Genomic DNA, 24,457 nt, shown 5'->3' on the forward strand with positions numbered 1-24,457 from the left:
CATTATGATTACTTTCTATTTCGTCCTGCTCAAGAGATACAAGAAATATGGTGCACCAATAATTGAAACTAAAATACCCGCTGCCATCTCAGAAGGCTGTAAAATGACGCGTCCTACCGTGTCTGCCACCAGAACCAGCAACGAACCGATTAAAGCAGATGCAGGCAGAAGAAATTGATGTTTGGGTCCGACCAAACGACGAGCCAGATGCGGACCAATGAGTCCAACAAACCCAATACCGCCACTAACGGATACACATGATCCAGCAAGCCCCACGGCTGCAGCCAATAAAATTAAACGTTCCCGGTTTACCGGCGTACCAAGGCCGGTTGCTGTCTGATCCCAAGATTAAGGACATTAAGGACACGAGCTTTATATAGTACCAATGGAACCAAAATGATGATAAACGGCAATAACGCTCCTACAAACTTCCAGTTTGAACCCCAGATACTACCCGCCATCCAAGTGGCTACGAACTGATATTTCTCCGGGCTTAGTCTAAGGGTTAGCACGATCATTGCGGAACTAATCCCTGCCGCTACCCCAATACCTGTGAGCAGCATACGCGTAGGCATGATGCCCTCTCCCTTTTTATAAGAGAGTACGTAAATAATGAATGCAGCAAAGCTTGAACCGATCAATGCCAAGATCGGCAGCAAAAATATAGGAGCCGCTGTCGTTGTAGGAAAAAATGAAACAAACAGCATGACGACAAGTCCAGCTCCTGCGTTAATCCCCAGGATACCTGGATCTGCCAACGCATTGCGTGATACCCCCTGCAAAATCGCGCCTGATAAAGCAAGTCCAGCCCCAACCAATACAGCAATGACAATTCGCGGCAAACGAAATTCAAAGAGGATTAGCTCTTGCTTGGGTGTCCCAGCTCCAAACAATGTTTTCAATACTTCAATAGCTGATAGCTTGGTAAAGCCCGTGTTCATGCTTATGATGAATGCAGATATAATTAGCGCACCAAGCACCAATAGAACAATCGTGCTTTTTATTCTCTTCTTACGCTCTGTTCCAACCATACTTGAGGATGCCATCTTTACAGAGCTCTCCTTTCTTTCCGCGCCAAATACAGGAAGAAGGGTACCCCGATGAGGGCAACCAGAGCGCCTATTGGCATCTCGTATGGCGGGTTAATCATGCGTGCAGCCAGATCTGCAAATACAATCAGCAGACTTCCCAAAACGGCCGAACAAGGAATAATCCAACGATAATCTACTCCAACCAGCTTACGGGTAAGATGGGGAATGATAAGTCCAACGAAACCAACAGCTCCAACGATGGATACTGCTGTTCCTGCCAGAATAAGCACAACAACAAGACCCACGAGCTTAATGAGACCTGTACGTTGACCTAGTCCCATTGCGATTTCTTCCCCGAGACTTAGCAGGGTAATCGATCGAGAGATGATCAAGCCTCCAATGAGCGCAAGTACCACCCAAGGGAACATAATCTCAAGTTGAGACCACTTGGTTCCTGCAACACCACCTGCTGTCCAGAAGGCGATATCTTGTCCAACTCTGTAATACAATGCAATCCCTTCGCTAAAAGCAGACAACATTGCGGTTACCGCAGCACCAGCCAAGACGAGTCGCAGAGGTGTGAGACCCGATTTGGATGCTGCACCGAAACCGTAGACGAGCAGAACCCCGAGCCCTGCCCCGAGGAAGCAATACATAATGATGTACATATACGACAGACCTGGGAAAAATGCAAAACAGATTGCAAGCGCGAACCCTGCACCTGCGTTCAGTCCGAGCAATCCCGAATCCGCAAGCGGATTACGAGTCATCCCTTGCATAATCGCGCCAGCTACAGCGAAGCAGGCACCGACCATTGCACCACCTAAAATTCGTGGTAACCGAATTTCCCAAATGATCTGATGTTGGTTAATATCCGGATTAAAGTTGAAGATGGCTTCCCATACCACACCCAACTTGATACTTGCAGCTCCGAAAGAAACGGATAACGCCATGCTCAACACAAGTAATATGGTTCCGCCGATCAAGATTAGCGTTGCAGCCCAGGGACGAGTATGTATTTTGGCTGTCGGCGATTCTGTGTTCTGACTTGCTGATGAATCTTGAGGAATCATATGCTGTCACCCGCGTTATGAGTGCAAACCGATTCTATGTACATAACAATCACCCCTCTGTAAATACCGAACTTTAATGATATTGATTCTCATTCCCATACAACATTGTATGTCAATGAACGATTTCTCGCAATGGACAAAATGGACAAGTTTGTTGCACTTATTTTCATGGACACCAAAATAAAGGCATAAAAACTTGAGAATCAGCAGTCCACAGCTGATTTCTCTAACACGAAAAAAAGCCATACTGGAAAAAAATCCAGTGTGGCTATATGTAGAATGATACGTCTGCACGATGTGTCGTGCGTTATTTCTTTATTCATTTTACCAATACAATATGAAAAAGATGATCAACGTGTATGTGCAGCAGTTAATGCTGCCAATACATCCGGTACATCCGTAATGATGCCTTGAACCCCCATCTCAATCATCGCTTTCATCTCTTCAGGATCATTCACAGTGAATGGATGAGTCACCACGCCCTGCGCGATCGAAGCAACTACCTCTTCCCGAGTCACAGCGAATTTATAGGGATGCAGTGCAGAGGCCTCCAGCTTAACCGCATAGTCATAGGGACGATACAACTTTTCCATATAGAGGAGCGCTGTACGAATTTCAGGTGCCAGACGTTTGCATTTTACCAATGAGGCATGATTGAAGCTAGACAGAATGACTTGTTGTTCGAGATCCCATTCTCGAATGACCTGTACGATCTTCTCTTCCATCCCTTTGTAAGGAACAATTCCATTTTTCAGTTCAAGATTTAGCAGGATGTTTTTTCCTTGAATTAGTGCAAATAATTGTTCTAAAGAGGGGATGCGCTCTGCTGCAAAAGCTGTATGAAACCATGAGCCTGCATCAAGTTCTCGTAATTCCTCATAGGTCTTATCTTTGACCCAGCCCTCTGCACCTGCTGTTCGCGTTAATGTCTCATCATGGATAAGCATGAGTCGACCATCGCTAGTCATCTGCACATCCGTTTCAATACCTGTAGCACCCAGCTCCAAACACCGCTCAAAGGCAGCCATTGTATTTTCCGGGCATACTGCCGATGCTCCCCGATGAGCAATAATCTCTAATTTTCTCAACTCCATTGCCTCCTCACTTCACGATCCTTCAACCTCTTCACTATACATATGGTTTGTCATTCCTGTATTAACAGAGGGTTTAATTATGTACTTACGCCCCCTCCAAAGTAGCGATATAGGATAACATCCAGCAGGCTGGGGATTCACTCATTTTTGCGAACTCAATCTGCAAATTGACATAACATAGTATGAACGATAGAAGTTTCTCACTCCGCCATAAGGAGGTTGACTATTGAAACCTTCAAACAAAAATTCATCTAGCCAGCGCTACCGCACATCACAGCCACAGTCGGCTTCCAGGCTTTCCAGACCTACTGCACATATTAAAAACAAATCCACAAATTCAGCCAATCAGAGCAATTCCAACTCCAACTCCATCACAAGCAAGACGTTGGATCAGCTTGCTGTTATCGCGGCAATTCTTTCCTTGATCGCAGCAGCCCTCGGGCTGTATATCGCCTGGAAATCCTTAGGTCTCCCCGACCAAACTGCTGTTGTGGTATAGGCTGTACAAACTAAAATGCTCTACGCTTGCGACGACTGATCCTGTTTCTCCACATCCGTTTGGAGGCAGGATTTATTTTTTCTACTCAACTCAATCCTTGGTTACAAAGCAAAAAAACCATTCCCCCGAAACGCCGGAACAAACCCGGCGTTTCTTGGAAAGGCCATTATTTACTAGATTCGGTCACACGGCAGTACCCGATCCTAGAATGGCTGACCGAATTACAGAATGAACGTACGGGAGATAATAACCAGCAAAATGAACAATACCAGAATCGCGCCTGTAGATGTCCATGCTCCACCGCCGAAACCTCCGCAGTAACCGTACCCTGCACCTTTAAGTCCGCTCATGAGTGACACTCCCTTCTATAAGAAAGTACACTATAGACTATGTCTAAGCCTCTAAATTGTTTGGGCAGAATGGAAAGTTTTGCACAGGGGCGCATGATTCCCGTTAGTTCACTTCTTGTCTAGCTGAGACCACTTTTGAGAAAGTTCAGCTGGAACATAGGCAGACATTTGCTGTAGTAATGTTGCTGGATCTGATTCCAAACTCCACAAGCTAAGATGGGAAGTATTCGAAAATCCTTCATGCACGCTATGCTCCACCATTTTCATAAGGGGCTCATAGTATCCTTTTACATTTAATAGACCTACAGGTTTACGGTGAATGCCAATTTGAGCCCAGCATAACACTTCGAACAACTCCTCAAACGTTCCCATTCCCCCAGGTAGAGCAATGAAACCATCCGATAACTCAGCCATCGTAGACTTCCGTTCATGCATCGTTCCTACCTCAATCAGCTGTGTGAGACCTCCATGTACAATCTCTCCTCGGAACAGCCCTGTAGGCATGACACCAATCACTTCACCACCCTGCTGCAACGCCGCATCGGCTACTGCACCCATTAGCCCCATACATGATCCGCCATAGACGAGAGTATAACCGCTTGTGGCAATTTGTTTACCTAATTCGATAGCTTGCTGTGTATATTCTGGCTGATGACCTGGATTAGAACCTGCAAAAACACATATACGTTTCAAACGTCTTCACTCCTTGTCTCTTGTTGTTTATCTCACTAGTATATATCACAAATGTCATTGCTATGTTACTCCAATTTACATTCCTATATAGCCAGAAAAGCCCGACCGTTTGCAGCCGGTCGGGCTCCCATGTTATTACACATCATTTAGAAGGGTTGTTACACTTAATATAACGACTAAAGATTAAATCCAGATGATCTGAACATGAAATGAATATTAAATATATTCATAAGTTTAACGAATTCCTCGCCGTGAACGTACGACAAACATATACTTGTCCTTACGAAGAAATCGCCCATCTGCAATTTCAACCTGGTCTTCGTCATGGCGAAGGATGGTGGTGGACAAAGCTACAATTTTGGCTCTTCTCCATATCATCACTTCTGATTTAAAATATATCGCATTATCAAACTGTATTGCCTTCTTCATGACATATCCAACCTTATGCACCTCAGATCGCGCCTTCTTCAAAGGCAGGCTCTCCTCGGGCAAGGGTCTGATCATTGCGATGTTATCAAACGATACTTTGATACGTTTGGGTCCAATCCGTACACAACCCGATTCTTCGTCCCAATCGACCAGCGTTCCTTTTAACGGCTCTCGTATGCCAGTCGCTCGGTATACAGCTACTTTTCGTCCCACCCAATGTCGCAATGTCCTCACCCTCATTTATCTAGTTTTGCGGTATATTCCAGTCGATCGGTTCAATACCTTTGGAGGTCAAGAAATCATTGGCCTTCGAGAAGGGACGACTGCCAAAGAACCCACGATGGGCAGCAAGTGGACTTGGATGTGTAGACTCCAACACCAGATGCTTGTCTCGATGGATAAAGGCACCCTTCTTCTGAGCATGACTGCCCCACAGCATAAATACCATAGGCTCTGAACGCTCGTTTAATTCCCGTATAACGGCATCCGTAAACGTCTGCCAGCCTAGACCTTGATGTGAATTAGGTTGACCTTCACGTACAGTTAACACATTGTTAAGCAGCAATACCCCTGTTTGGCCCAATGAACCAAATAACCATGTGCAGGGATTGGAAGACCTAGATCAGCATGCAATTCCTTATAGATGTTTCTCAAGGATGGTGGAATGCGCACACCTGGCATAACCGAAAAACTCAACCCGTGAGCCTGACCTTCACCGTGATACGGGTCTTGTCCAATAATAACTGCTTTCACCTGATGAAACGGGGTCAGCTTCAGTGCAGAGAACAAATTTTCCTTGGACGGATAAACGGTTTGAGTTTTGTACTCTGCGGCCAGCGCATAACGAATTTTATTGAAATACTCGGCATTCACTTCATCATGCAACACCGAATCCCAATCATTTTCAAACATAGATGTAGGCTCCTTCCCATGGATGAATACGTACGTTTGCAGCCATCTAGCTGGCTGCTAGCTGTGTGAGCCGCTACCGTCAGCTCATAGACTATCCATCATTTTAACATAACCGAAGTCCACAGGCTAGAAATCTGCACAGCATATGCCATTAGAGCCTTCCTCTGCTGCTGTACTCAGTCAAACAAATCTTACTTTTGGTTGTAAACCTGCCCTGATCTAGAGCGTTAACAACATATTAATGCATACACAAAAAACGCCTTCCCCAAGGCGGGTATCCACCGGAGAAGGCGCTAATTTGCACCATTTCAAGTCATGTAATCACATCGTTGCGGCCAATGTTTCTGGATACTTAGTACTTGATCAGGTCAAGTGTCTCATCGAACAAGTCACGTTGTTCCTCGATCTTACTCTCGTTACCAATGACACAGCGATGTTTCTCCTCAAGGATTGCAGAGATCAGCTGAGCAAAGTTAACGATATCCGCTTCTGTAGTGCTCAGCACCTCATCTCTTTCTTTCTGGAGGTCTGCCTCGGTCACGTTAGACAAGTAGCACTCCAACGAGAAGGTTCCCTCTGCATACGGCGTTCTAGGCGCATCAAGATCTTGAATTGCACCAATGATATAACGAGTCATTTCGCGCGAATCCGCTTTGAAGTTTTGCAAATACTGCGGCATCTCTTCGTACACGTTATAGGTTTTCTCCAAGTTAGGGTCTCTGTAAGATGCCATGTAGCTGTCGCCACTGCGTCTAAAACCGGTCATACAACCATAGGCTCCGCCTTTAGCGCGAATATTGGTCCATAAATAATCCAGTGACAGAATGCCCTGTAACACACGAAGCGAGCCCGTATACTCGAAGCCTTTATGGATGAAGTTACCTGTCTGCACGACGTACTGAACCTCCGATGGAGACTTGAAGCCCTCGTTGTGATGGACTGCTTGGAATTCAGTATGTTCTTTAACAACCTCTTGCGTATATAGCTTCGCTTTTAGTTTTGATACGTGCTGATCTAGGGTAGCATATCCCTGATCATCAGCCGTGTAACTTACCAGCAGATTCTCGGGTCTGAAGATCATTCCCGTCAGCTCTTTCAAACGGGTCGTAAGCTCTTCTTTGCGATCATCATAGTTTGCCTGAAGCTCCTCAAGCCACTGGTAGAACGCCACTCCACTTACCGCTTCCCGGAAAGCAGCTACGGCTGAATGCTTGGCAGAGGATCTGCCCATCGCTGCCGAATGCCCACTATTAATCAAGCTACGCTGCAGTCTTCCCTTCAATTGGGAGATAATCTCGTATAACCGCTTCGTATCGTGGAACTGTGAGGTCAGTACAATCTCTTCAATCATATCAAAAGCAAAATCCAGCTTGTCGTACAGAATTTTAGCTTCAATCTCGAAATGAGCTTTATACGTATTGTATTGACGAGCATCCGCGCTCGCACCTACGCTCGCACTGATTCCACCGGAATGGATGTGAATTTCATTAGATAATCCATTGAATTTAAAGTTTGCCGTATCCACGTAACCTAACACACTTTTCAAAAGTCCTAGGTACGGCTGTAAATGCTCTGGAACTTCCTTCACATTAAACAGCAATTTCAGATAGCCAATTCCGTTCGTGTACAGATTATGATGTACAATTGTTGTTCCGTCGACGGACTTTAATGTATTCGATAATTTGGACGCTTGCGGATCAATATCTTCAATCGACAAAGTTGGGATGACCTGCTGCTGCTCTTTCGTTGAAGGTGCATTCTGATAATCCGCGAGTTCCTTGGTACGTTGAACCAGTTGCTCGATCTCTTCCTTACTCAGACTTGCTTGGAGGGATTTCAAACGAGATTTCAGCGCCTCTTCTTTACGCAAACTTAGCCCTTTATCCGGAGTCACGGCGACAAAAGAAGTATGTGTATTTTGCAATAAATATTGCTCAATCAATTGCTCAAAGTACCCTTCATTCATCTTCGTTCTAAGTGAAGCAAATACGTCATTAGCCTCCAAATGGGTAAATGGTGCCTCGTCGTCATATAACCAGCTCTGTAACGTGTAGAAGCCATAGATCAGTCCTTTTGGCATTCTTCCAAAGTCCGCTTCCCGATGATTGAATTCATATGAATTAATACCGGCTAACAGCGCCTTCGGATCGATCCCTTCCCGCACAACGCGCTCAAGCACTTCTTGAACCGTATCAAGGAACACCTGTTTACTTTCCAAGTTGCTCTTCTTCAGTCCAATCGTCATGACTGGCTGGTACAAGCTATCATCATAAGAGCCATATACGTCCTTCGCAATTCCTTTGTCGAGCAACGCCTGCTTCAATACCGCACCAGGGGCGTTCAGAAGCGCATACTGCAATATTTGAAAGGCGATATTCAGTTCCTGATCCAAACTTGTTCCAATAACCGCATTATAGGTCAAAAAGCTGTTGTCCACTTCCGACTCTGTCGTTCCGGCCGAATACGTTTGTACGACATCAACACGTTCACCGAATGCAGGCTGCAGTCCAATCTCTGAATCCGTCTCCATCCGATCATATTGACTCAGATACGTTTCATCCAGCCATTTGAGCTTCTCCTCCATATCCATGTCTCCATACAAATAAATAAAGCTGTTGGACGGATGATAATACTTCGTATGGAAATCCAGGAGTCCTTGATAGGTTAGATCCGTAATCTCGTCCGGGATACCTCCGGATTCCTTCGAATACGTCGTGTCTGGGAATAATGAGTTGAGCACAGCTCTGCGAACAATTCGTTCAGGTGAAGAAAAAGCACCTTTCATTTCGTTATATACAACACCGTTATATGTTAAATCATCCTCTGCAGAAGCTAGTTTGTAGTTCCAACCTTCCTGCAAAAATATTTTCTCGTTCTCATAAATATTCGTATTTAACACCGCATCCAGATAGATGTCCATCAAATTATGAAAATCATGCTCATTGCGGCTTGCAATAGGATAGATCGTTTTGTCCGGGTACGTCATTGCATTCAGAAATGTATTGAGTGAACCCTTCAACAATTCCACAAAGGAATCCTTCGCTGGAAACTTCTTAGAGCCGCATAGTACGGAATGCTCCAGAATATGAGGTACGCCTGTATTATCGCTAGGTGGTGTTCTAAAACCGATACTAAATACTTTATTGTCGTCTTCGTTGGACATAAGTACAATTTTGGCGCCTGACTTTTTGTGTTCCAGCAAGTAGCCGTCAGATTTCAGTTCCTCCATCCTGCGTTCCTGGATTACTTGATAAGACTGAAGCTGTTTCAACATATGTCGAGTCCTCCATTAAAAATGTATTTGGTTAACTTTGAGCTCCGCAAGATAAAGGTAATATATGCCTATAGACAGTATACACCATCGCCCCTTGTCTTCATAACGACCACCACGGATTGTTTCATTACCCATCCACAATGTCAAAAAAAAGATCGGACACTGATCTGAACGCAAAAAAACGCAACACGAATAAAAATATTCAGCTATACTGTACCTAAATATTCATAGCCAACATTGGCGGAGGTTTTAAATTTGTCTAAGTACACTAAATTCTATGTATTAGCTTTTGTTTGGATGACATTAGGGGTCTTGCATCCAACAGGTTATGCACCAAAAGAAATTTACTTTTTCACATATTTACCTGGCTCAACTCTGTTTGTAGTCCTTAACATTATCGAATACAAGAATTCGAGAAAGTAATGTTGCTTTTCATTTAGGAGCTGTGACGTAACGGTAAAGATTCCCAAAGAAAGAAAAAAGAGGCTTACGAACAATAAATCAAGGCTCTTTTTGAAAGTATAAAAAAAGGAAACTCCCTGATATATCAAGGAGTTTCCTTCTTCTTAAATGGATGCCGAGGACCGGGATCGAACCGGTACGGTAGTCACCTACCGCAGGATTTTAAGACATGAGTTTCTATTGGTCTGAAATGGAATGAAGGCTATAAATGCAGTTGTATCAAGGCTTCAAGTCGTTCGTATGTTGTTCTTATTTGGACTGGATTCTACTACTTAATCTAGAGTCCGTCCCCAATATGTCCCCAATCCGTCCCCAGCTTGTCCCCAAGATTCACTCGACCAGAATCGTGTGTTCTAGGGACGGGGACGCCACTTTTATAAGAACAGGAGTGTCTATCCCTTGCGCAGAAATCAAAACCTGCGCAAGGGTTTTTGCTGCTTGTTGAGAAATATCCTGTTGAACATTGATCTGATGTGAATGCATGATGTTCCCCCTGTCATGTTTACCCCCAGGGACTTCAAATGTTATACTCTTTGCATTAAAAGGCAACTGGAGGTCAATTAGTGGAAGTCTCCCGAGGGAGATGTAGGCTTCTTGAACTCATAACCGCTCGAGGCTGGACACAGACTGAATATGCCAATCGATCTGGAAGGTCTCAGAGAATGATTTCCCATTTCTGCAACAGTAAACGTGTAATGCTGCCTGAAGATATGTATACTGCCGTGATTTTACTGAATTGCAATTGGGATGATCTTTATGAGTTTGATGTTAAGCGTACATGAGGCGGTAATACCGCACTCCCCCGGTCAGTTTAGAACAAATTGTTCTAAACTAGATACAAAAACAACTTTTTTTCCTGCGTAAACAAATGTCGTTCAAGTAAAAACATTCAAATATTAAGTACACTTGTTCTCATTTTATTATCTTCCTCCTTTCTTTTCAACAGGATCGTGCCCTGGTTAAATAAAAAAGCCGACGTAAACAATGCCGGATCTCAAAGAATCCACGCATTGATACATCGGCTCCAATCTCAGGCTTTGCTCCTGTCTTTGGCTACCGTAGCCATTATTGACTAGGGTATCTATTAAAACTAATAATAGTCTATTAAATGGTAATCGTCAATAATTCGGTATGGATAATTTTTTTGATCTGCATAAGGATTCTAGATTCTCATTTACTGTTACGTGGATAGTTTGTTGCCGCATCGAAGTTTCGGGGAAATGATAAATGAGGGATTCGATACTTAGCACTGGGTTCAGCGCTTGAATGAAAGGAGTGAATAAATCAATCAACTGTTCGCCCATTCTATCGAGTAGTATTTGATGGCCGCCTAGCTGAATGATCGTATCAACGAGGAATAACTCTGATTGTACTGAGTCAACTTCAAAACATATATTTATATTTTTCCCCTTAACAGTAACCACCATGTTTTTGGGGCCTCGGTCAGTATAATTTTTCCGTATAGCAGATACCGTTAAACCGATGTGATTTTCTAACTTTTTTAGTTTCATGCCTATCTCCCTATCCTCCTGCGTATCTTGATGTATGGGCTATATTGTATATAGGGATGCTAGATTGAATCTAGCGGTAAAATAATACAAATAGAAAATCCGCCAAGTCTCACCTTAGCGGATCTGATTAGTTAAGTGGTACCAATAACATACTTGAACAAATTCATACATTAGCTGAGATAATTTCGGCCAATGAAATCCATCGGAACTCTTCGTCTAACATTAATTTCACTTCTCTACGGCCAACATTCAGACCAATAACTACACCTGATACTGGTTCATCATAAAATGGATTAAATACAACAAGATCAATTGTACATCTACTATTATATGACTCCACTAAAAGCCTCTCGATCTGCTGCACCTCCTGGTCATCTAGCTCCGGCTTCCCTCTTCGCTTCTGCTCCTCCATTTGAGCAAGATACGCCTCACGATGTTCAGGAAGAATAATTCTAGATCCTTCATAGATCCCATTGTCACCTAATTTACTTGCCATACTAAACGCCTCCTTAATATTTAGTCCAATAATCATCATTAACTTGAGCTGGTTTATTATCGACTTTGGGACGTTCAGTTTCGCGCTCCCATCCTTCGAGAATAACTATATTACTTGCATCAGACTTGTCGTCCCAGGCAATATAGTTAGCTGCAACTAAGCTGTTTAAAGCAGCTAGGACATCAGGTTTATGTTTACCTGTTTTAACAGTTAATTCGTGGATAGTTGGCAGTCGCCGCCTTCCACTGGTGTAGTTATACAATATCCGTAGGATTTTACGCTGATAATCAGTTAGCATATTATCACCTCGTGTTTCATTATATGCGAACATTTGTTCTTTTATCAATAACAAAAAAAGGCACTCCCACTTTTGAGGAGTCGCCTTTTTTATTGTTTATTCAATTATAAATTGTACCCTGGTGCCATCTGGATAATCACTGAGTTGGTGACCCACCCAGCTACCAGCACCGCGATTATCTTTTGGACTTATGTATTTGATGTCTGCGCCCTCTCCACCCTCGGCGCACATAGCCATAGGCCATTCATCACGATCATAACCCTTCTTGGTGTCTACACCTCTTAACGACAGATCCCGGTTATTGTCTGCTCCCTCTCTATCAATTGTGCATGTGTCTGAGTGTCCGGCTGCTACAGCCTCTTTAATGTGTAGTGCTGTCTCTGGGTATCGATCAGCGGGAAACGTAATAGTAATGTCCGGTGCTTGCTGCTGAATCTGTGTTACCTCTGTGTGTGGCTCTACGTTATAAAGACCGAAAGCTGCCGCTGCCGCAATGAATAAACCTATTATGTACTTAACCAACCTATACACCTCCACATGAATAATGCCCCGCCAGCTAAAGCGCTAACGAGGCATATTACCGATGCTTTCGGATTCATATCTATAGTAATGCAATTCGACAGTTTTGTAAATTGTTTCAAATAATTCTAGAAACATTTTCCTAGGTCTGATAGACTATCCTTAACTAATACATAGGAGGAATTACCTTGAAGAAAGCAATGCTATTACTATCCGCTCTAATGCTTGCAGCAGCCTTGTCAGCTTGTGGAACGGATACAGCAAGTACATCATCTACTACAGAATCTAAAGCTGAAGCTCCAGCAACAGAAACAGTAGCAGCATCAACAGAAGAAACACAGAAAGAAGAAGTTAAAGTTGAAGAAGTAGTCGAGAAGGAAGAAGATAATGTTCCACGGGAATATAAAGCCGCATTGAGATCAGCAGAATCATACTCTGAAACTATGCATATGTCCAAGGCAGGCATTTATGATCAGTTAACATCTGAATATGGAGAAGGGTTCCCAGATGAAGCTGCTCAATATGCCATTGATAACATTGTGGCTGACTGGAATGAGAATGCTCTGAAAGCTGCACAAAACTATGCAGAGACTATGAACATGTCAGATTCAGGAATATATGATCAATTAACATCTGAGTACGGAGAGAAGTTCACCGCAGAAGAAGCGCAATACGCAGTAGACAATCTAAAGTAATATCGGAGGTAAGCTCTAATGAAAATCGGATTCCGGAAGTCCAGTCTAAAAAAGCGTTTATCAGCTCGTACCAGCATCAAGCGTCAGATTGTACATCGGTCTGGTTTGAAAATGCCGCGAGGTTATGGATGGCTCCGTAATCCGAAAAGAGCTTTATACAACAAGGTCTATAATAAAACATCGTTCAAGCTCTCTACTGTCATTAAGAATCTATTCAAATAAATAAAGCGCCCGTCAGTTGCTCGCTGATACGGCGCTTTTATTTTTCCAATCGCTTGGGATTATAATTCTGTTGTATTTTGTAGTGTATTATTGTATCATACAATTACATAATACATACAACAAATACAACAATACACTACAAAGGAGCGTTTTTAATGGCAATCTCCAAGGAACAAATATTCACCGTAGCTGATACCCTCGACTCCGAAGGCATCAATCCTACGCTTGCCAACGTGCGTAAACGTCTAGGGAGCGGTAGCTTCAGCACAATTAGCGAGTATATGGCTGAATGGCGAGAGGAACGCAAAGATACTGATGCCTCCACCACACGAGAGCCAGCGCCAGACAAAATTAACGCCCGTATGGAGGACTTCGGGACAGAGATATGGAATATGGCCGTAGAGATTGCTACAGCACGCCTACAAGCCGAGAAAGACGAAATGTTGTCTGTCCAGCAGACATTAGAGTTGAAACAACAGGAAATTGCTGAAATGGCTGACCAGATGGCCGCTGAAATTGAAGTTTTACGTCAAGATAAATCAGATCTTGACTCCATACTCCTTATATCTAAAGAAAATGAATCCCAACTAAAAGATTCGCTTCATGAAGAAATTTCAAAAGGTGTGCATTTGAATGATCGTTTGCATGCAAGTGAAGAATTGGTTAAATACTGGCAACAGAAGTATGAGCAGGCGCAAGTGGAAGCATCTGATTCGCTCAAAGAAAACACAAAACTTCAAAAGGATCTGACCCGAGCACAGGTCGTTGCCGAGAATAAGGAAACAGATTCAAGAGAATTGAAAAAAGAAATCAAAGAGCTAAATAAGAACCTCTCCAGCCAACAGATTGATAACGGGAAGCTTACTGGTATCATAGAATCGCTACGTGCCCAGATTGCTGAGCAAGCCGAAACAATTAAAACTCTCACTCCAACTTCTAGTAAGAGCGATACAAAGGACAAAAAATAGAACGCAAAAAAAGGCTCTGCCAGCATATAAGCCAGCAGAGCCTTTTATATTTCCAAGCGATTAAGATTTTGGCGTATCCAGTTTGGCTGTCTTGGTTTTGTTATCCCAATTAACCTTAGCGCCTATGGCATCCCCTACCGCACGTAAAGGCACATATGACGTGCCCTCAATCAGTACACCATCTGCTATGGCCTTTCCGTTTACAACCACATTTACCTTGTCCACTGGCTTTTCCTCCTTCAGCTTACTCTCCAAGCCTAGATATGACACAATCCCCTGAACATGACCGTCAATGATTGCATCGATCACACTTGCTTGTTTAAGACGGTCTGCATCAGCAACAACATCTATAAATAAATTCTCAGTCAATACGGCTGGCATCTTAGATTCTCGCACCATGTGCAAGTTCTGAGCTTTCTGCCCACGGTCAATGCCGCCAACCTTGCCAATGATTGCCTTGTGTAATGCATCCTGTAGCTTGATACTGCCTTGGGATGCAGATGTATACCGGAATGTCTCAAAACCTCCCTTACCCCCTCCAGCGTTGCAATGGATGGATACTAGGATGTCAGCACCAGCAGCGTTTGCCTTGGCTGTCCGGTCTCGAAGTTCTAGGAATACATCTGTGGATCTGGAGAGCAAAACCTGCACGTCAGCATAGGCCGCCTCCAGTCGTTCCTTGATGCCCAGTGATACCTTCAGCGCAATGTCTTTCTCCTGTATCCCGTGGCCAACTGCTCCAGGATCTGTTCCTCCATGTCCTGCATCGATCCAAACTTTATACATTCGTACCAGCTCCTTTATCGTTATCGTTTCCACCCTTGCCCTTCAGGACTTCAACCGCCTGTTTGATGACTGGCGGAATAGGTGCGCCTAATTTGCCGCCGTTCTCGATCAAAGACAACAACTCATTAGCAATGTAAAAATACGCTACTGTATCTCGGAACAAGTGACCGTCTCCCAGGATGCCATCCACCAAGTGACCCACTGCGACCATGGCAAAGATGAACACCTTCCGGGCAATCCCGATCATGCCGATTTTACTTTTTAACTCCCCGGTTGCTCCGGCTGCCGCTACACCCGTCACATAATCCAAAATGATGAATACCAGTAGCACGCCGAGCAATCCAGACCAACCACCAAAAAAATATGTTGCAGCACTACCCACTACGGCCACCATCCATTTACCTACTGTCTCCAACTCTTTTCCCCCTGAATTCAATATGAAAAGCCCCTGACCACTCCAGAGGGCAAAAAATAAAATAGCGCACCGCTTGGGTACGCTTGTTACTCAGTGATTAGAAATTCAAGTCCGCTGTCAATCAAAACTTCTTTTACGCCTTCCTGCAATGATACTGGAACTGCGCTGTACTCAGTTTTGCCAAGAATAACACGTTGTGCAAAGAACATCGCCATCATGGTTTCGTCACCTCCCTTCACAAGAAACCAAGTAATAAAGCGCCTGATCATTTGTAAACCTGAGTAGCCATTTCTGCAATGACGTCCTCAACAAAGTCCGCACGTTCAGACAAAGCGCTGCTTTGAGCCTTCAGGAGCGTGCTATCTTGTTTCAATGATTCAAATTCTTTCTGTGGCACATTAACGTAGACAATAGGTTCTGGTAGAGGGACATCCGAAAAAACGAGAAAGTTTCCTTCAGTAATATTTTGTTCTTCAATTAAAATTAAGTGACTATTTTGATCCAAAACCCTCGATCGTTCTTCTTCGTTTGTATACTGATAAGTAAATTTCATGATAAGCCTCCTTAACCCATGAATCGATTAAAACCAGTAGCGATAAAGTTAACGTAAACTGTCATAGATATACATATCGCTTGTTTGGAAGCATTGGAAGTCCATAAATATAGTGAAATTTTATCGTTTGCTTTAACTGTAATATCCTCAATAAACGTAGTCACACTAGGGTATCCAGCAGTAGATGTCCTAGTTATTCCCCTTGCTACATCATTTACATAGATACGCCCATATACAGGTGTACTACTTCCATATGGTCCACCTAAAGTAAAAGTTACTCGATAGGTTCCGGGCTGAAATATGGTGGCTTCTAATTTTTTAAATGGAGTTGTAGACCATGTATAAATATCATTTGGATCAGATGTGGTATCACCCGTAATTAGAGTTCCAACACCGCCAATTAATTGAGCGCCTACATATGTGCCAACAAGTCCATTGGCGCTCGCATTACTAAATGTAGCTCCAGCTAACACTTGTGCTGGCGTGGCGTTACCTGTAGCCCGAACCACCGCAGACATCTTTGTTATAAGCTGTGTCCATGTCTCGCTTGTGGATGCCGAAACACCTATGGAGTTGAGAGCGGCAACCACATTATTTTTTTGCTCAACTCCAAGCTGCTTTGCCGCTGTAGCCTCAGTATAAGCAGAATCCGCTCGTGCTTGAGCTGTCCCAGCGGCCGTCACTCCTGCGCTACCACGGTCATAAGCTGATTTTACAGCCTTTGGAGTAGATGCTCTATCTTCCAACTCGCTATCCGTTGCACTTGACAACTGTGTCTTACCTTTTTCGGTTAGTGATGCATCAGGGATATCAGCATTTTGGACATCCTCTTGAAGCTGGGTAATATCGTTTTTAATCGTTTCAAACTCTGTATCAACATAGGTTTTCTCGGCCGCCTTCTCCTGCAGCTCCTTCAATGCCAGGTAACTCCAATTCAGGTGCCAATTGAACCATTGAGCTGGTGGTTTCATGCCTGGCTGGAAACCCGTCTGTTTCTGAGTTGCTGAAGGTTCTACGCCTGGCGCATTCCACTCAGGCAGTTGCTGTGTAAATGCCATAATGTGACCCCTTTCTATATCGGTAAATCTGTATTGGTGCTAGCTTGATATACTGCGCCCAGATCCCCGCCTATTGTCTCGTCATTAACGTCACCGAAACCTGTTGCAGAATCAAATGATTCTGGCAATCCTCCAAACTCAAATGTTCCCTGAAGCTCAACACTTTGGACGCTTACGCCAGCAGCTACCGTCTTGGCTATGATCTGTACAAACTGGTTCAATTCAATTCCGGACGATGCCAGTCTTTCGAGTGGTAATCGCATCAACGAGATTGCAGCCGGTTCAGGGTCAAGTGGGTCATGAAACTTTTGAGTGATTTTGATATCCGAGTAACTAGCACCTACGGCCAGAGCGATTACCCGGATAATCGTGTTCACGTCACCTTTGCTCAGGTTCCTAGCAATCTTGGACTTGATCATGATGCGATACACATCATCGGAGGCAGCACCGCGTTTCTGGCCAACGTTGCCGCCGATCAGATCCAATGTTGTTCCCTTTGCCTCGTCAATGTCTCGCCAGCGTTCAATCTGTTCAAGATCCGATTTCAATTCATTGATTGGCTCACTCACGATACGTAGCAGCTTGCCGATATTGCTATCTGGATTTTTGGTGAATACGTCCGTTAATTTACGGATTAAGTCAGTTGCTGAAATCATCTGTAATCACCTCAATCCACTCGGAGGCAGTTTGCGCAACCTGGAACACTTCGATTGGGATATTTCCCGCCGTGAATGTCGTCCCATCTTGTGACAGCTCCAGGGACACATCTTCAACCCCTGCAATCTTGTAGATGGTTGATACCAGACGCATTAGGATGACATCATCGTTCATGGATAATCCTGCATACACCGTTCCGTCTGAGTCTGTACCACCGATGAACTGCGCCAGTGCTGAAACCACCTGTGCGTCACCATCTGCCGGATATGATGCAGTTTTATAGAGGTGAGCCTTGATATGACTTTGAACCACCTCAGCACGTGAAAACGATACAGGCTGATCATTACCGCTCAAATCTTTCAGTATTACTTTGATGTCACCATATGACTCTATCCCTGCTGAACCAACCCCCAGGATCGCCTCTGCAATGTCTTTATCTTGACCACCAAGCACATAGACTTGATAGGACTTTGGAGGTCGTCCAGCTGAATCCACATCAGTAGAGCTATTAATTATGACAGCAGCAGCACGAACACCAGGAACACGCAATACAGCCCCCTTATGCTATCTCCTGTAGCTGATCCGCCACCGGCAACTGAAAGCCCGAACAGCTCACGGAACTCCGGGTCTGTCTGTTTAGCTCGTCCACCCGCTGTGGCTGCTGAATTGGTTACTGCTGTTACATCAGGATTGGGATTAACGATTACATTAATCAGTCCAACAGGAACGTTGCTGCCAGTGCCTGACTCCATGGCCTCGATAGGCACTGTTGCTTTGCCCTCAGCGTTAAATACGGCTGGTTCAAGCGTCTCAAATTGGATGCCTCCTTCTGTGGAGATTAAAAACCCCTCTGCCTGTGTATAGCCTGGCGTGCCTGTAAGTGTAACGCTACCTTGCGCATATTGATCCAGAATTCGTGACACACCAACATATGGCCCCAATCGATCCAGGCTGTTTCCACTTGCTGTATTGACATAGCCACTGTAATAAACTTGCTCGGCTAATCCATGGAGAATAGACATAAACCAAGCCACAATACGTAGGATGATGCCTAAAGGCGATTTCTCGCTAGTGTTCACCTTCTCGCCCCACGCTTCCTTGGCCTTGTCTTCCATTTCTTCGAACAGATCCACAAACCGCTTCCGTTTAAAGCCATTTTCATCCAACACCTATTTCCACCCCTCCTGCTCTATGACTTCACCATTGGTGCCAGTAGCCACAAAAGCAACCGTCATAACCCTAGCCCTCCGGTCAATGCTGAAGGTGATTTCCTCCACGCTTTCAATACGTTCATCGTCTAGAAGCGCCCGGTTTAGCTCGTCCCTCATTTCTTCCTCGTCCACCGACTTTCCGGTGAACAGATCGAAATCAATCCCTAATTCCGGATTTAAAAACCATTCGCCCGTTCTCGTGCCTAACGATATCTCACAGCACTGCGCCAGCTCTTCCGTTTCCTCCACTAGCAGCAGTTCGCCAAATTCATCAAACTGTATATCGCCATCAATTAGCCTGAGAGACTGCATCCAAACACCCCCACAATAACAGCATCATTTCGGTCATGTGACCTGGACGTATCCGGTTTTGCAACAGAGCCAGTCAAGGCATTTCGTATCTCGTTATCAGCAAACTGCACCATGACAACATCGCCTGGACGAAGAGACGGCTTATACTCCTTTTCCACACCGTCCACCTTGTATCTGTGCCCTAATGCCTGCACATTAAGGATCATGGCCGGATCATCTGTTGATGTCCGCAATAATGGTTGTACGTCTGCTGTACATGCAGTTTCGTCAAACTTGACCACTTTGCAAGGCGTGCCGCAATGTATATCACTCATCGCTTTCTCGATCAGAGACGTGAGCAGTTTAGCCATTGCTGCAGCTGGATCAACTTTGGTCAAATGATCGCCTCCATATCTGTCTTAAAATCTCCAGTACGGGAAAATGTGTGAGAGCCTCCGCGGACATGGAGCCTGCCCGTAAAGACTCTGCTTTTAAGATCAATTGCCGAAGCTGTTGTAATTCGGTATTGCAACTGGGATGAAAGGTTGTAGCCCTTTGCGCCTTGCTGTTCGAAGTAAGCAGGAGAACCAATAAGACCTGTATCAGAATTCAGCTTAAACAGGTCGTCAGCTCCACGGCGTAGGCTCCGGACATACAATTTGCCTTTATTGATATAGCAACTCGTACCGCAATCCTTGCACACCTTGGTTATGATGTCTGTCACCGCGCCTTTGGCGCTGTATCCGTCCTGGTATCGGTAATCTTGGTTCAGATCCATTTGAGCAACAGGCAAGCCGATGTAAGCAGCCATTTGTTTAATAATCGCACTACCTAATGTGTTCTTGGCGTATGCAATCTCTTTGACTACCCGCTTGGACAAGTCCACGCCATCAAGTACCCGGATAGTCGTAATCTTATCTACACCTGACCAGGCTGTACGCACGTCAGATATGTAACCGTGTAGGATCACGCCAATGTCACCTTTATACCCTGCATTGACCATCAACACCTTACCGCGCTTGATGTTATTTAACGTTGTATCAGAGAGGTTCCAAATCTTAATTTCAGCCTCATTTGGCAACGGGTCATTATCAAAGGGAATGGAGCCTTCAATGTTGTAATTGTCCATTGAAAATTTCATTCCCTCGGTTATGACCTCGACCACACGGCCAAAGTTATTCTTCATCCTCATCACCTTCAGTATCTATTAAATACAAAAAGACGCTCTCGGAGAGCGTCCGCCAGTTCACTTCGGATTCAGTTTCGGATTGATCGTATGGAACGATCGGGACTTTCGGGAAACGGTTGTCCATCACGTCATAGAAAAGTGTTGTACCGTATACCAATTTTTCCCCAGTGACCAGCACTTCCCCGTTCTTTTCCAAATCCAAAGTGAAGTAATCAAACTGTTCGTTATATTGGACTTCAAATGTGAACAATTCGTCCTCTAGGGAAATGTCGAAACGGTAGGGAACTAGATCTTTTTCAATATCGATGTAATCCATAATAGCACCTTCCCTACGCCCAAGGACTTCCAGGCTTGAACTTAACCTTGGTTACTGGTTCTTTTGATTTTGTCTTTGTTTTGGTTTTGGTCTTCGTCGTTGTTTTCGTCTTGGTTTTTGTCTTTGACTTCGTTTTGGTTTTAGTCTGTTTAACGCCTGAGTTAACAATCTTTATAGCCTGAGCCTTAACAGGTGTAGGTAGCTTCTCGGCAAACGATGAGGTTGCAACACGTACCTCTGTCATTGTGAAGCTGATTGTAAAACCATTGGCTATCTGGTTCGTGTGCCCTGTTGCTAATCCCGATATGATCCCAGTAAAAGCCATGCGGCCAACGTACTTTACAATCTGGCCGGAATCAGAAGCTTTTTTAAGATACGCTAGTACCTTGGACGCTCCTGACCCAGCCACCACACCTGTAATGCCCATCGTCCGCGCTTTGCGCTGAACATGATCCATCATATCAATATCTTTTTCCACAGGCTGTGTAGTGATATCAACGTCAAAATTTGGGCTTTCTTGCTCCACCAAAATGTAATTTCCATCAATCTTAGCCATTAGATCCCCTCCATATCAGGGACTGGCAACCCCATACGCCTAAATGCTTCTTCAATTACTTCTTGCACTTGACGTTTGACCTCAGAGGCGATGTCCGATGCGGCAGAAGCAGAGCCGCTATCCCCCTTCACATCAATATTAATATCAAACTTGAACGCAGCCCCTTGTGATGATCCGCCGCCAGTAGCACGTGCAGGAGCCAAATTCTTAGCTGGTGCTAATGCAGATTGCCTATTCACATCTGGAATAATCTCGTCCGTGACATTAGCTGATGCACCAGACACACGATCCTGAGTATTTTCAATCCCTCGTGCCAGACCCTCGCCCGTGAAGAAACCGACTTCCATCATGACTCGGGACGGTGAATGGATACCCAAAATGCCCTTGATCTTGTCTGTAATGCTGTTACCGATGTCCTTCACCTTATCGACTACGGCATTTGCCATACTGCCGATCCCGTTTATCATTCCTTCTATGATGTTTTTGCCGATGTCGAATAGATTGATGCCGGACAAAAAGCTGGTGATTCTATCCCATATTGACTTGATGCCATCCCAAATAGCTGTGGCTTTAGTCGTGACTGCTGTGACCAAACCTGTGAACATATTCTTAATGAAATTCCCAATCGCTTGGAAAACTGAAATTGTTCCTGCTTTAAGTGCCTGCCACTTCGCAACCAACCAATCCTTGATTGCTCCCCAGTTCTTGAAAACAACAATAGCCGCAATAATTACGGCAATAATTGCAGCCACAATCCATGTGATTGGGTTAGCCCAGAACGCCGAGTTTAACGCCCATTGCGCCGCTGTCATTGCCCATGTTGCTCCAGTGGAGATAACCATAATTGCCTTTTGAGCAGTCCAGGCTATCATGGTCGCAGTAATGGATGCCACAACAGCCCATCCTTGAATTACATACCGCACCATTGCAAGAACCATTTGACTCGTCATTACAGCCGCATTAGCAGCTATCTGCACTTTAGATAACAGGAAAGCTCCTGTCATTCTTGCACCTGTAATCATGGCTTGGACACCGGTTGAAACCAACGCAGGAATCAGCAACGTTGTAATGATTCCTACCACGGCACCAATTGCACCTTGGTTATCCTCTAGCGTCTTCTTAAAATCCTGAAATGTGGATACCGCCTGATCCTTAAATTCCAGAATCTTAGGAATGAAATCATTGAATGTATCGTATGCAAATTGGACTGCGTTGCCTGTCCAATCTACCGCCGCACCAATGCCATCTCCTATTGCATTCCCTACCGCCTCTATCGTCGGTTTGTTATCGGCCATCCACTGCCCAAACTGGTTAAAGTATGGCAACAGCTTTTGTCCAATAGGTATTAGGATTCCGGTCTCGATCTGCCTACTAAACATGGCAAATGCTTCGCCAGGCTTCTCGAATTTTATTTTGTTTAGCTCGGCCAGTGCGTCACCAGTCGAGCTAAATTGGCTTGTTGCTCTGCCCATCCCTGCAACTACCGTTGCCTCCAAATCCTCAAACTGAGTACCTAAGAGCGATACACCAATCTGATTTTTCAATACCGGGTCTTCTACGTCAGATATCATCTGCAATATTTGTGAAAATGCAGTTTTAGCCTGTGGTCCACCTTTGGCGAAGGTCTGCATCATCGTATCCGCGTTTAGACCCAGCATTTCAAAGGCTTCAACGGACGCTTTGCTTCCGTCTTTGGATCGTATATTAAATTCCTTTACAGCATCCCCGACCTTATCCAGCTGGAACACACCTTCAGCCGATCCAGCCGCAAAGACATCAAACATTTCTTCAGCCGAAAATCCAAGTGACTTAAATTGGTTGGCGTATTCGTTTGCGCTGTCCATGAGTTCGTCCGACTTGTTCAAACCTTTTTGCGTCCCCTGTGTCAGCAAGTCATATGCCTGTTCAGAGGTAATACCGAACTGTTTCATCATCGTATCCACGGATTTAATGGATTCATTGATTTCATAGCCGAATGCATCTCTTAATAGCAATGCACTCTGCGTTGTGGACTCCAATTCACTGCCGGTCTGTCCGGTTACCTGTTGCACCGTAGAAATCGCACTACCCAAGTCGTTCCAATCTTCGCCAAAGTTCTGGTTGTAAAGATTATTAGCGACTTCCCTTGTTGCTTCCATCTGATCAGCGGCTAAACCTGTAGCCTGTTGTATATCAGACATCGCACTTTCATAAGTGTTTGCTGCTGCAATACCCGCAATGCCAAGTCCGGCCATCGCGGTAACGCCCGCAGCCCCTAAGCCGATCACACCTTTGGTCAAGGTGGAAATCTTCTTATTACCTTCATCTAGACCTTTGGTGTTAAGTTTAAATCCTACAGCAAACATGAGGTTGCCAATGATGCCTCCTGCCACCTCAAATCACCCCATTAAAAAGCAAAAAGCGCCCAAAAAGGACGCTATTTCTTCTTTTTATTCTGTTTTTCCATATGTTCCATATGAATATCCAGAGCCGCATTCGCCTCAGCTAAATCATCATCGTCCATTTTGTCAAGGTCGCTGTATGTTATAGACATATCCGAAAGCAACAATCGCCACATCGCCCAATTGCGTTTAGCTCTATTCTTTGCTTCCTTCTTGGTTATCATCGGTCTGCTCCTCATCAACGCCAGCAATGAAGCTGTAAGCGCTGTTCACTACTTCCATGTACTCACTGTAATCGTCGAAGTCATCAATGGTACGCTTTGGCTGTACAACAACGTGTTTAAGCATCAACTCAGACATTCTCTCTTCAGACAACACGCCATGCTTGTTTTTGGATTGGTCATTAATTTTCGAAACCATTCGAACACCAGGATGTTGGAAAAGAAACTCGTTTCCCTTTTTACTTTTGAAAGGCTTCTGTTTGAAATTCGTCATGAATAATCATCCTTATCTATTTT

General features: G+C 44.5%; 31 protein-coding genes and 2 pseudogenes. 4 read left to right on the forward strand and 29 right to left on the reverse strand.

All coding sequences use genetic code 11. The features are described 5' to 3' along the window. Positions 1-15: 15 nt before the first annotated feature. The 3 genes and pseudogenes from DMB88_RS20055 to DMB88_RS20065 form a co-directional block, all read right to left on the reverse strand. Positions 16-1,046, reverse strand: a pseudogene (locus DMB88_RS20055) (FecCD family ABC transporter permease). A gap of 2 nt (positions 1,047-1,048) precedes the next feature. Then, the gene (locus DMB88_RS20060; RefSeq protein WP_128102766.1) at positions 1,049-2,104 is read right to left on the reverse strand and encodes a FecCD family ABC transporter permease; all 1,056 of its coding nucleotides are present in this window, start codon (positions 2,102-2,104) and stop codon (positions 1,049-1,051) included. 350 nt (positions 2,105-2,454) lie between these two features. Then, positions 2,455-3,192, reverse strand: a complete 738-nt coding sequence (locus DMB88_RS20065; RefSeq protein ID WP_128102767.1) for a glycerophosphodiester phosphodiesterase — start codon at positions 3,190-3,192, stop codon at positions 2,455-2,457. A 232-nt stretch (positions 3,193-3,424) separates the two neighbouring features. Here DMB88_RS20065 and DMB88_RS20070 point away from each other — a divergent pair, with 232 nt between their 5' ends. Next, complete coding sequence (locus DMB88_RS20070; RefSeq protein ID WP_128102768.1) at positions 3,425-3,697, forward strand: hypothetical protein; 273 nt, start codon at positions 3,425-3,427, stop codon at positions 3,695-3,697. Between the two features lie 221 nt (positions 3,698-3,918). Here DMB88_RS20070 and DMB88_RS31770 read toward each other — a convergent pair whose 3' ends face one another. The 10 genes and pseudogenes from DMB88_RS31770 to DMB88_RS20110 form a co-directional block, all read right to left on the reverse strand. Beyond that, on the reverse strand, positions 3,919-4,047 hold the full coding sequence (locus tag DMB88_RS31770) for a hypothetical protein (protein ID WP_260865799.1): 129 nt from the start codon (positions 4,045-4,047) through the stop codon (positions 3,919-3,921). Between the two features lie 108 nt (positions 4,048-4,155). Continuing rightward, the gene (locus DMB88_RS20075) at positions 4,156-4,740 is read right to left on the reverse strand and encodes an LOG family protein (RefSeq protein ID WP_128102769.1); all 585 of its coding nucleotides are present in this window, start codon (positions 4,738-4,740) and stop codon (positions 4,156-4,158) included. A gap of 234 nt (positions 4,741-4,974) precedes the next feature. Further along, positions 4,975-5,394 carry a hypothetical protein gene (locus tag DMB88_RS20080; protein WP_056696236.1) on the reverse strand — a complete coding sequence of 140 codons (420 nt, stop codon included), beginning with the start codon at positions 5,392-5,394 and terminating at the stop codon, positions 4,975-4,977. A gap of 19 nt (positions 5,395-5,413) precedes the next feature. After that, positions 5,414-6,081, reverse strand: a pseudogene (gene ung / locus DMB88_RS20085) (uracil-DNA glycosylase). A gap of 352 nt (positions 6,082-6,433) precedes the next feature. Continuing rightward, a complete protein-coding gene (locus tag DMB88_RS20090; RefSeq protein ID WP_128102770.1) occupies positions 6,434-9,355 on the reverse strand; it encodes an insulinase family protein in 2,922 nt (973 codons plus the stop codon). Positions 9,356-10,147: 792 nt separating this feature from the next. Further along, entirely contained in the window at positions 10,148-10,300 is a 153-nt protein-coding gene (locus DMB88_RS30295) for a hypothetical protein (RefSeq protein ID WP_164848742.1), read from the reverse strand. Positions 10,301-10,935: 635 nt separating this feature from the next. Further along, positions 10,936-11,328 (reverse strand): hypothetical protein, encoded by a 393-nt coding sequence (locus tag DMB88_RS20095; RefSeq protein ID WP_128102771.1) that lies wholly within the window; start codon positions 11,326-11,328, stop codon positions 10,936-10,938. A gap of 163 nt (positions 11,329-11,491) precedes the next feature. Further along, on the reverse strand, positions 11,492-11,824 hold the full coding sequence (locus DMB88_RS20100; protein WP_128102772.1) for a YolD-like family protein: 333 nt from the start codon (positions 11,822-11,824) through the stop codon (positions 11,492-11,494). A gap of 13 nt (positions 11,825-11,837) precedes the next feature. Beyond that, positions 11,838-12,176: a hypothetical protein gene (locus DMB88_RS20105; RefSeq protein ID WP_254438265.1), complete on the reverse strand. Its 339-nt coding sequence runs from the start codon at positions 12,174-12,176 to the stop codon at positions 11,838-11,840. A 42-nt stretch (positions 12,177-12,218) separates the two neighbouring features. After that, positions 12,219-12,653: a NucA/NucB deoxyribonuclease domain-containing protein gene (locus DMB88_RS20110; protein WP_254438660.1), complete on the reverse strand. Its 435-nt coding sequence runs from the start codon at positions 12,651-12,653 to the stop codon at positions 12,219-12,221. 176 nt (positions 12,654-12,829) lie between these two features. Between DMB88_RS20110 and DMB88_RS20115 the strand changes: the two genes are divergently transcribed. From DMB88_RS20115 to DMB88_RS20125, 3 genes are all read left to right on the forward strand, one after another. Then, complete coding sequence (locus DMB88_RS20115) at positions 12,830-13,336, forward strand: Ltp family lipoprotein (protein WP_254438266.1); 507 nt, start codon at positions 12,830-12,832, stop codon at positions 13,334-13,336. 18 nt (positions 13,337-13,354) lie between these two features. Then, positions 13,355-13,558 carry a hypothetical protein gene (locus DMB88_RS20120; protein ID WP_128102774.1) on the forward strand — a complete coding sequence of 68 codons (204 nt, stop codon included), beginning with the start codon at positions 13,355-13,357 and terminating at the stop codon, positions 13,556-13,558. Between the two features lie 155 nt (positions 13,559-13,713). Continuing rightward, entirely contained in the window at positions 13,714-14,526 is an 813-nt protein-coding gene (locus DMB88_RS20125) for a DNA-binding protein (protein WP_128102775.1), read from the forward strand. Between the two features lie 60 nt (positions 14,527-14,586). Here DMB88_RS20125 and DMB88_RS20130 read toward each other — a convergent pair whose 3' ends face one another. From DMB88_RS20130 to DMB88_RS20195, 16 genes are all read right to left on the reverse strand, one after another. After that, positions 14,587-15,312, reverse strand: a complete 726-nt coding sequence (locus DMB88_RS20130; protein WP_128102776.1) for an N-acetylmuramoyl-L-alanine amidase — start codon at positions 15,310-15,312, stop codon at positions 14,587-14,589. Continuing rightward, entirely contained in the window at positions 15,305-15,706 is a 402-nt protein-coding gene (locus DMB88_RS20135; protein ID WP_128104525.1) for a phage holin family protein, read from the reverse strand. The genes DMB88_RS20130 and DMB88_RS20135 overlap by 8 nt, the downstream gene beginning before the upstream one ends. A 107-nt stretch (positions 15,707-15,813) precedes the next feature. Beyond that, positions 15,814-15,945 carry a hypothetical protein gene (locus DMB88_RS31775; protein WP_302476274.1) on the reverse strand — a complete coding sequence of 44 codons (132 nt, stop codon included), beginning with the start codon at positions 15,943-15,945 and terminating at the stop codon, positions 15,814-15,816. Positions 15,946-15,992: 47 nt separating this feature from the next. Next, positions 15,993-16,280 carry a hypothetical protein gene (locus tag DMB88_RS20140; RefSeq protein ID WP_128102777.1) on the reverse strand — a complete coding sequence of 96 codons (288 nt, stop codon included), beginning with the start codon at positions 16,278-16,280 and terminating at the stop codon, positions 15,993-15,995. A gap of 11 nt (positions 16,281-16,291) precedes the next feature. Further along, entirely contained in the window at positions 16,292-17,338 is a 1,047-nt protein-coding gene (locus tag DMB88_RS20145; RefSeq protein ID WP_128102778.1) for a tail fiber protein, read from the reverse strand. A gap of 14 nt (positions 17,339-17,352) precedes the next feature. Next, positions 17,353-17,994, reverse strand: a complete 642-nt coding sequence (locus DMB88_RS20150; RefSeq protein WP_128102779.1) for a hypothetical protein — start codon at positions 17,992-17,994, stop codon at positions 17,353-17,355. Beyond that, complete coding sequence (locus DMB88_RS31445) at positions 17,978-18,544, reverse strand: hypothetical protein (protein ID WP_254438267.1); 567 nt, start codon at positions 18,542-18,544, stop codon at positions 17,978-17,980. Before DMB88_RS31445 ends, DMB88_RS20150 begins: the two co-directional genes overlap by 17 nt. Continuing rightward, positions 18,508-19,164 carry a baseplate J/gp47 family protein gene (locus DMB88_RS31450; RefSeq protein WP_254438268.1) on the reverse strand — a complete coding sequence of 219 codons (657 nt, stop codon included), beginning with the start codon at positions 19,162-19,164 and terminating at the stop codon, positions 18,508-18,510. The genes DMB88_RS31445 and DMB88_RS31450 overlap by 37 nt, the downstream gene beginning before the upstream one ends. Beyond that, complete coding sequence (locus DMB88_RS20160) at positions 19,165-19,518, reverse strand: contractile injection system sheath initiator (protein WP_128102780.1); 354 nt, start codon at positions 19,516-19,518, stop codon at positions 19,165-19,167. It abuts the gene before it with no gap. After that, positions 19,500-19,895 (reverse strand): Gp138 family membrane-puncturing spike protein, encoded by a 396-nt coding sequence (locus DMB88_RS20165; protein ID WP_128102781.1) that lies wholly within the window; start codon positions 19,893-19,895, stop codon positions 19,500-19,502. Before DMB88_RS20165 ends, DMB88_RS20160 begins: the two co-directional genes overlap by 19 nt. Then, positions 19,892-20,683 (reverse strand): phage protein, encoded by a 792-nt coding sequence (locus DMB88_RS20170; protein WP_128102782.1) that lies wholly within the window; start codon positions 20,681-20,683, stop codon positions 19,892-19,894. Before DMB88_RS20170 ends, DMB88_RS20165 begins: the two co-directional genes overlap by 4 nt. Next, positions 20,673-21,002, reverse strand: coding sequence for a phage baseplate plug family protein (locus DMB88_RS20175; RefSeq protein ID WP_128102783.1), 330 nt, complete (start codon positions 21,000-21,002; stop codon positions 20,673-20,675). Before DMB88_RS20175 ends, DMB88_RS20170 begins: the two co-directional genes overlap by 11 nt. A 13-nt stretch (positions 21,003-21,015) precedes the next feature. Further along, positions 21,016-21,558, reverse strand: a complete 543-nt coding sequence (locus tag DMB88_RS20180) for a phage baseplate protein (protein ID WP_128102784.1) — start codon at positions 21,556-21,558, stop codon at positions 21,016-21,018. Next, positions 21,558-23,930: a phage tail tape measure protein gene (locus DMB88_RS20185; RefSeq protein WP_128102785.1), complete on the reverse strand. Its 2,373-nt coding sequence runs from the start codon at positions 23,928-23,930 to the stop codon at positions 21,558-21,560. The genes DMB88_RS20180 and DMB88_RS20185 overlap by 1 nt, the downstream gene beginning before the upstream one ends. Before the next feature lie 44 nt (positions 23,931-23,974). Next, on the reverse strand, positions 23,975-24,163 hold the full coding sequence (locus DMB88_RS20190) for a hypothetical protein (RefSeq protein WP_128102786.1): 189 nt from the start codon (positions 24,161-24,163) through the stop codon (positions 23,975-23,977). After that, the gene (locus DMB88_RS20195) at positions 24,135-24,434 is read right to left on the reverse strand and encodes a hypothetical protein (RefSeq protein ID WP_128102787.1); all 300 of its coding nucleotides are present in this window, start codon (positions 24,432-24,434) and stop codon (positions 24,135-24,137) included. The genes DMB88_RS20190 and DMB88_RS20195 overlap by 29 nt, the downstream gene beginning before the upstream one ends. Positions 24,435-24,457 lie beyond the last annotated feature (23 nt).

It is taken from the genome of Paenibacillus sp. DCT19, assembly GCF_003268635.1.
Classification (GTDB): Bacteria; Bacillota; Bacilli; order Paenibacillales; family Paenibacillaceae; genus Paenibacillus.

What these genes read in the sequence shown, in the direction of transcription:
- DMB88_RS20060 (WP_128102766.1), bottom strand. Translation starts at nt 2,104, where the DNA reads ATGATTCCTCAAGATTCATCAGCAAGTCAGAACACAGAATCGCCGACA.
- DMB88_RS31770 (WP_260865799.1), bottom strand. Translation starts at nt 4,047, where the DNA reads ATGAGCGGACTTAAAGGTGCAGGGTACGGTTACTGCGGAGGTTTCGGC.
- DMB88_RS20090 (WP_128102770.1), bottom strand. Translation starts at nt 9,355, where the DNA reads ATGTTGAAACAGCTTCAGTCTTATCAAGTAATCCAGGAACGCAGGATG.
- DMB88_RS30295 (WP_164848742.1), bottom strand. Translation starts at nt 10,300, where the DNA reads ATGCATTCACATCAGATCAATGTTCAACAGGATATTTCTCAACAAGCA.
- DMB88_RS20095 (WP_128102771.1), bottom strand. Translation starts at nt 11,328, where the DNA reads ATGAAACTAAAAAAGTTAGAAAATCACATCGGTTTAACGGTATCTGCT.
- DMB88_RS20100 (WP_128102772.1), bottom strand. Translation starts at nt 11,824, where the DNA reads ATGGCAAGTAAATTAGGTGACAATGGGATCTATGAAGGATCTAGAATT.
- DMB88_RS20120 (WP_128102774.1), top strand. Translation starts at nt 13,355, where the DNA reads ATGAAAATCGGATTCCGGAAGTCCAGTCTAAAAAAGCGTTTATCAGCT.
- DMB88_RS20125 (WP_128102775.1), top strand. Translation starts at nt 13,714, where the DNA reads ATGGCAATCTCCAAGGAACAAATATTCACCGTAGCTGATACCCTCGAC.
- DMB88_RS20130 (WP_128102776.1), bottom strand. Translation starts at nt 15,312, where the DNA reads ATGTATAAAGTTTGGATCGATGCAGGACATGGAGGAACAGATCCTGGA.
- DMB88_RS20135 (WP_128104525.1), bottom strand. Translation starts at nt 15,706, where the DNA reads ATGGTGGCCGTAGTGGGTAGTGCTGCAACATATTTTTTTGGTGGTTGG.
- DMB88_RS31775 (WP_302476274.1), bottom strand. Translation starts at nt 15,945, where the DNA reads ATGATGGCGATGTTCTTTGCACAACGTGTTATTCTTGGCAAAACTGAG.
- DMB88_RS20140 (WP_128102777.1), bottom strand. Translation starts at nt 16,280, where the DNA reads ATGAAATTTACTTATCAGTATACAAACGAAGAAGAACGATCGAGGGTT.
- DMB88_RS20145 (WP_128102778.1), bottom strand. Translation starts at nt 17,338, where the DNA reads ATGGCATTTACACAGCAACTGCCTGAGTGGAATGCGCCAGGCGTAGAA.
- DMB88_RS20150 (WP_128102779.1), bottom strand. Translation starts at nt 17,994, where the DNA reads ATGATTTCAGCAACTGACTTAATCCGTAAATTAACGGACGTATTCACC.
- DMB88_RS20160 (WP_128102780.1), bottom strand. Translation starts at nt 19,518, where the DNA reads ATGCAGTCTCTCAGGCTAATTGATGGCGATATACAGTTTGATGAATTT.
- DMB88_RS20170 (WP_128102782.1), bottom strand. Translation starts at nt 20,683, where the DNA reads ATGAAGAATAACTTTGGCCGTGTGGTCGAGGTCATAACCGAGGGAATG.
- DMB88_RS20175 (WP_128102783.1), bottom strand. Translation starts at nt 21,002, where the DNA reads ATGGATTACATCGATATTGAAAAAGATCTAGTTCCCTACCGTTTCGAC.
- DMB88_RS20180 (WP_128102784.1), bottom strand. Translation starts at nt 21,558, where the DNA reads ATGGCTAAGATTGATGGAAATTACATTTTGGTGGAGCAAGAAAGCCCA.
- DMB88_RS20190 (WP_128102786.1), bottom strand. Translation starts at nt 24,163, where the DNA reads ATGATAACCAAGAAGGAAGCAAAGAATAGAGCTAAACGCAATTGGGCG.
- DMB88_RS20195 (WP_128102787.1), bottom strand. Translation starts at nt 24,434, where the DNA reads ATGACGAATTTCAAACAGAAGCCTTTCAAAAGTAAAAAGGGAAACGAG.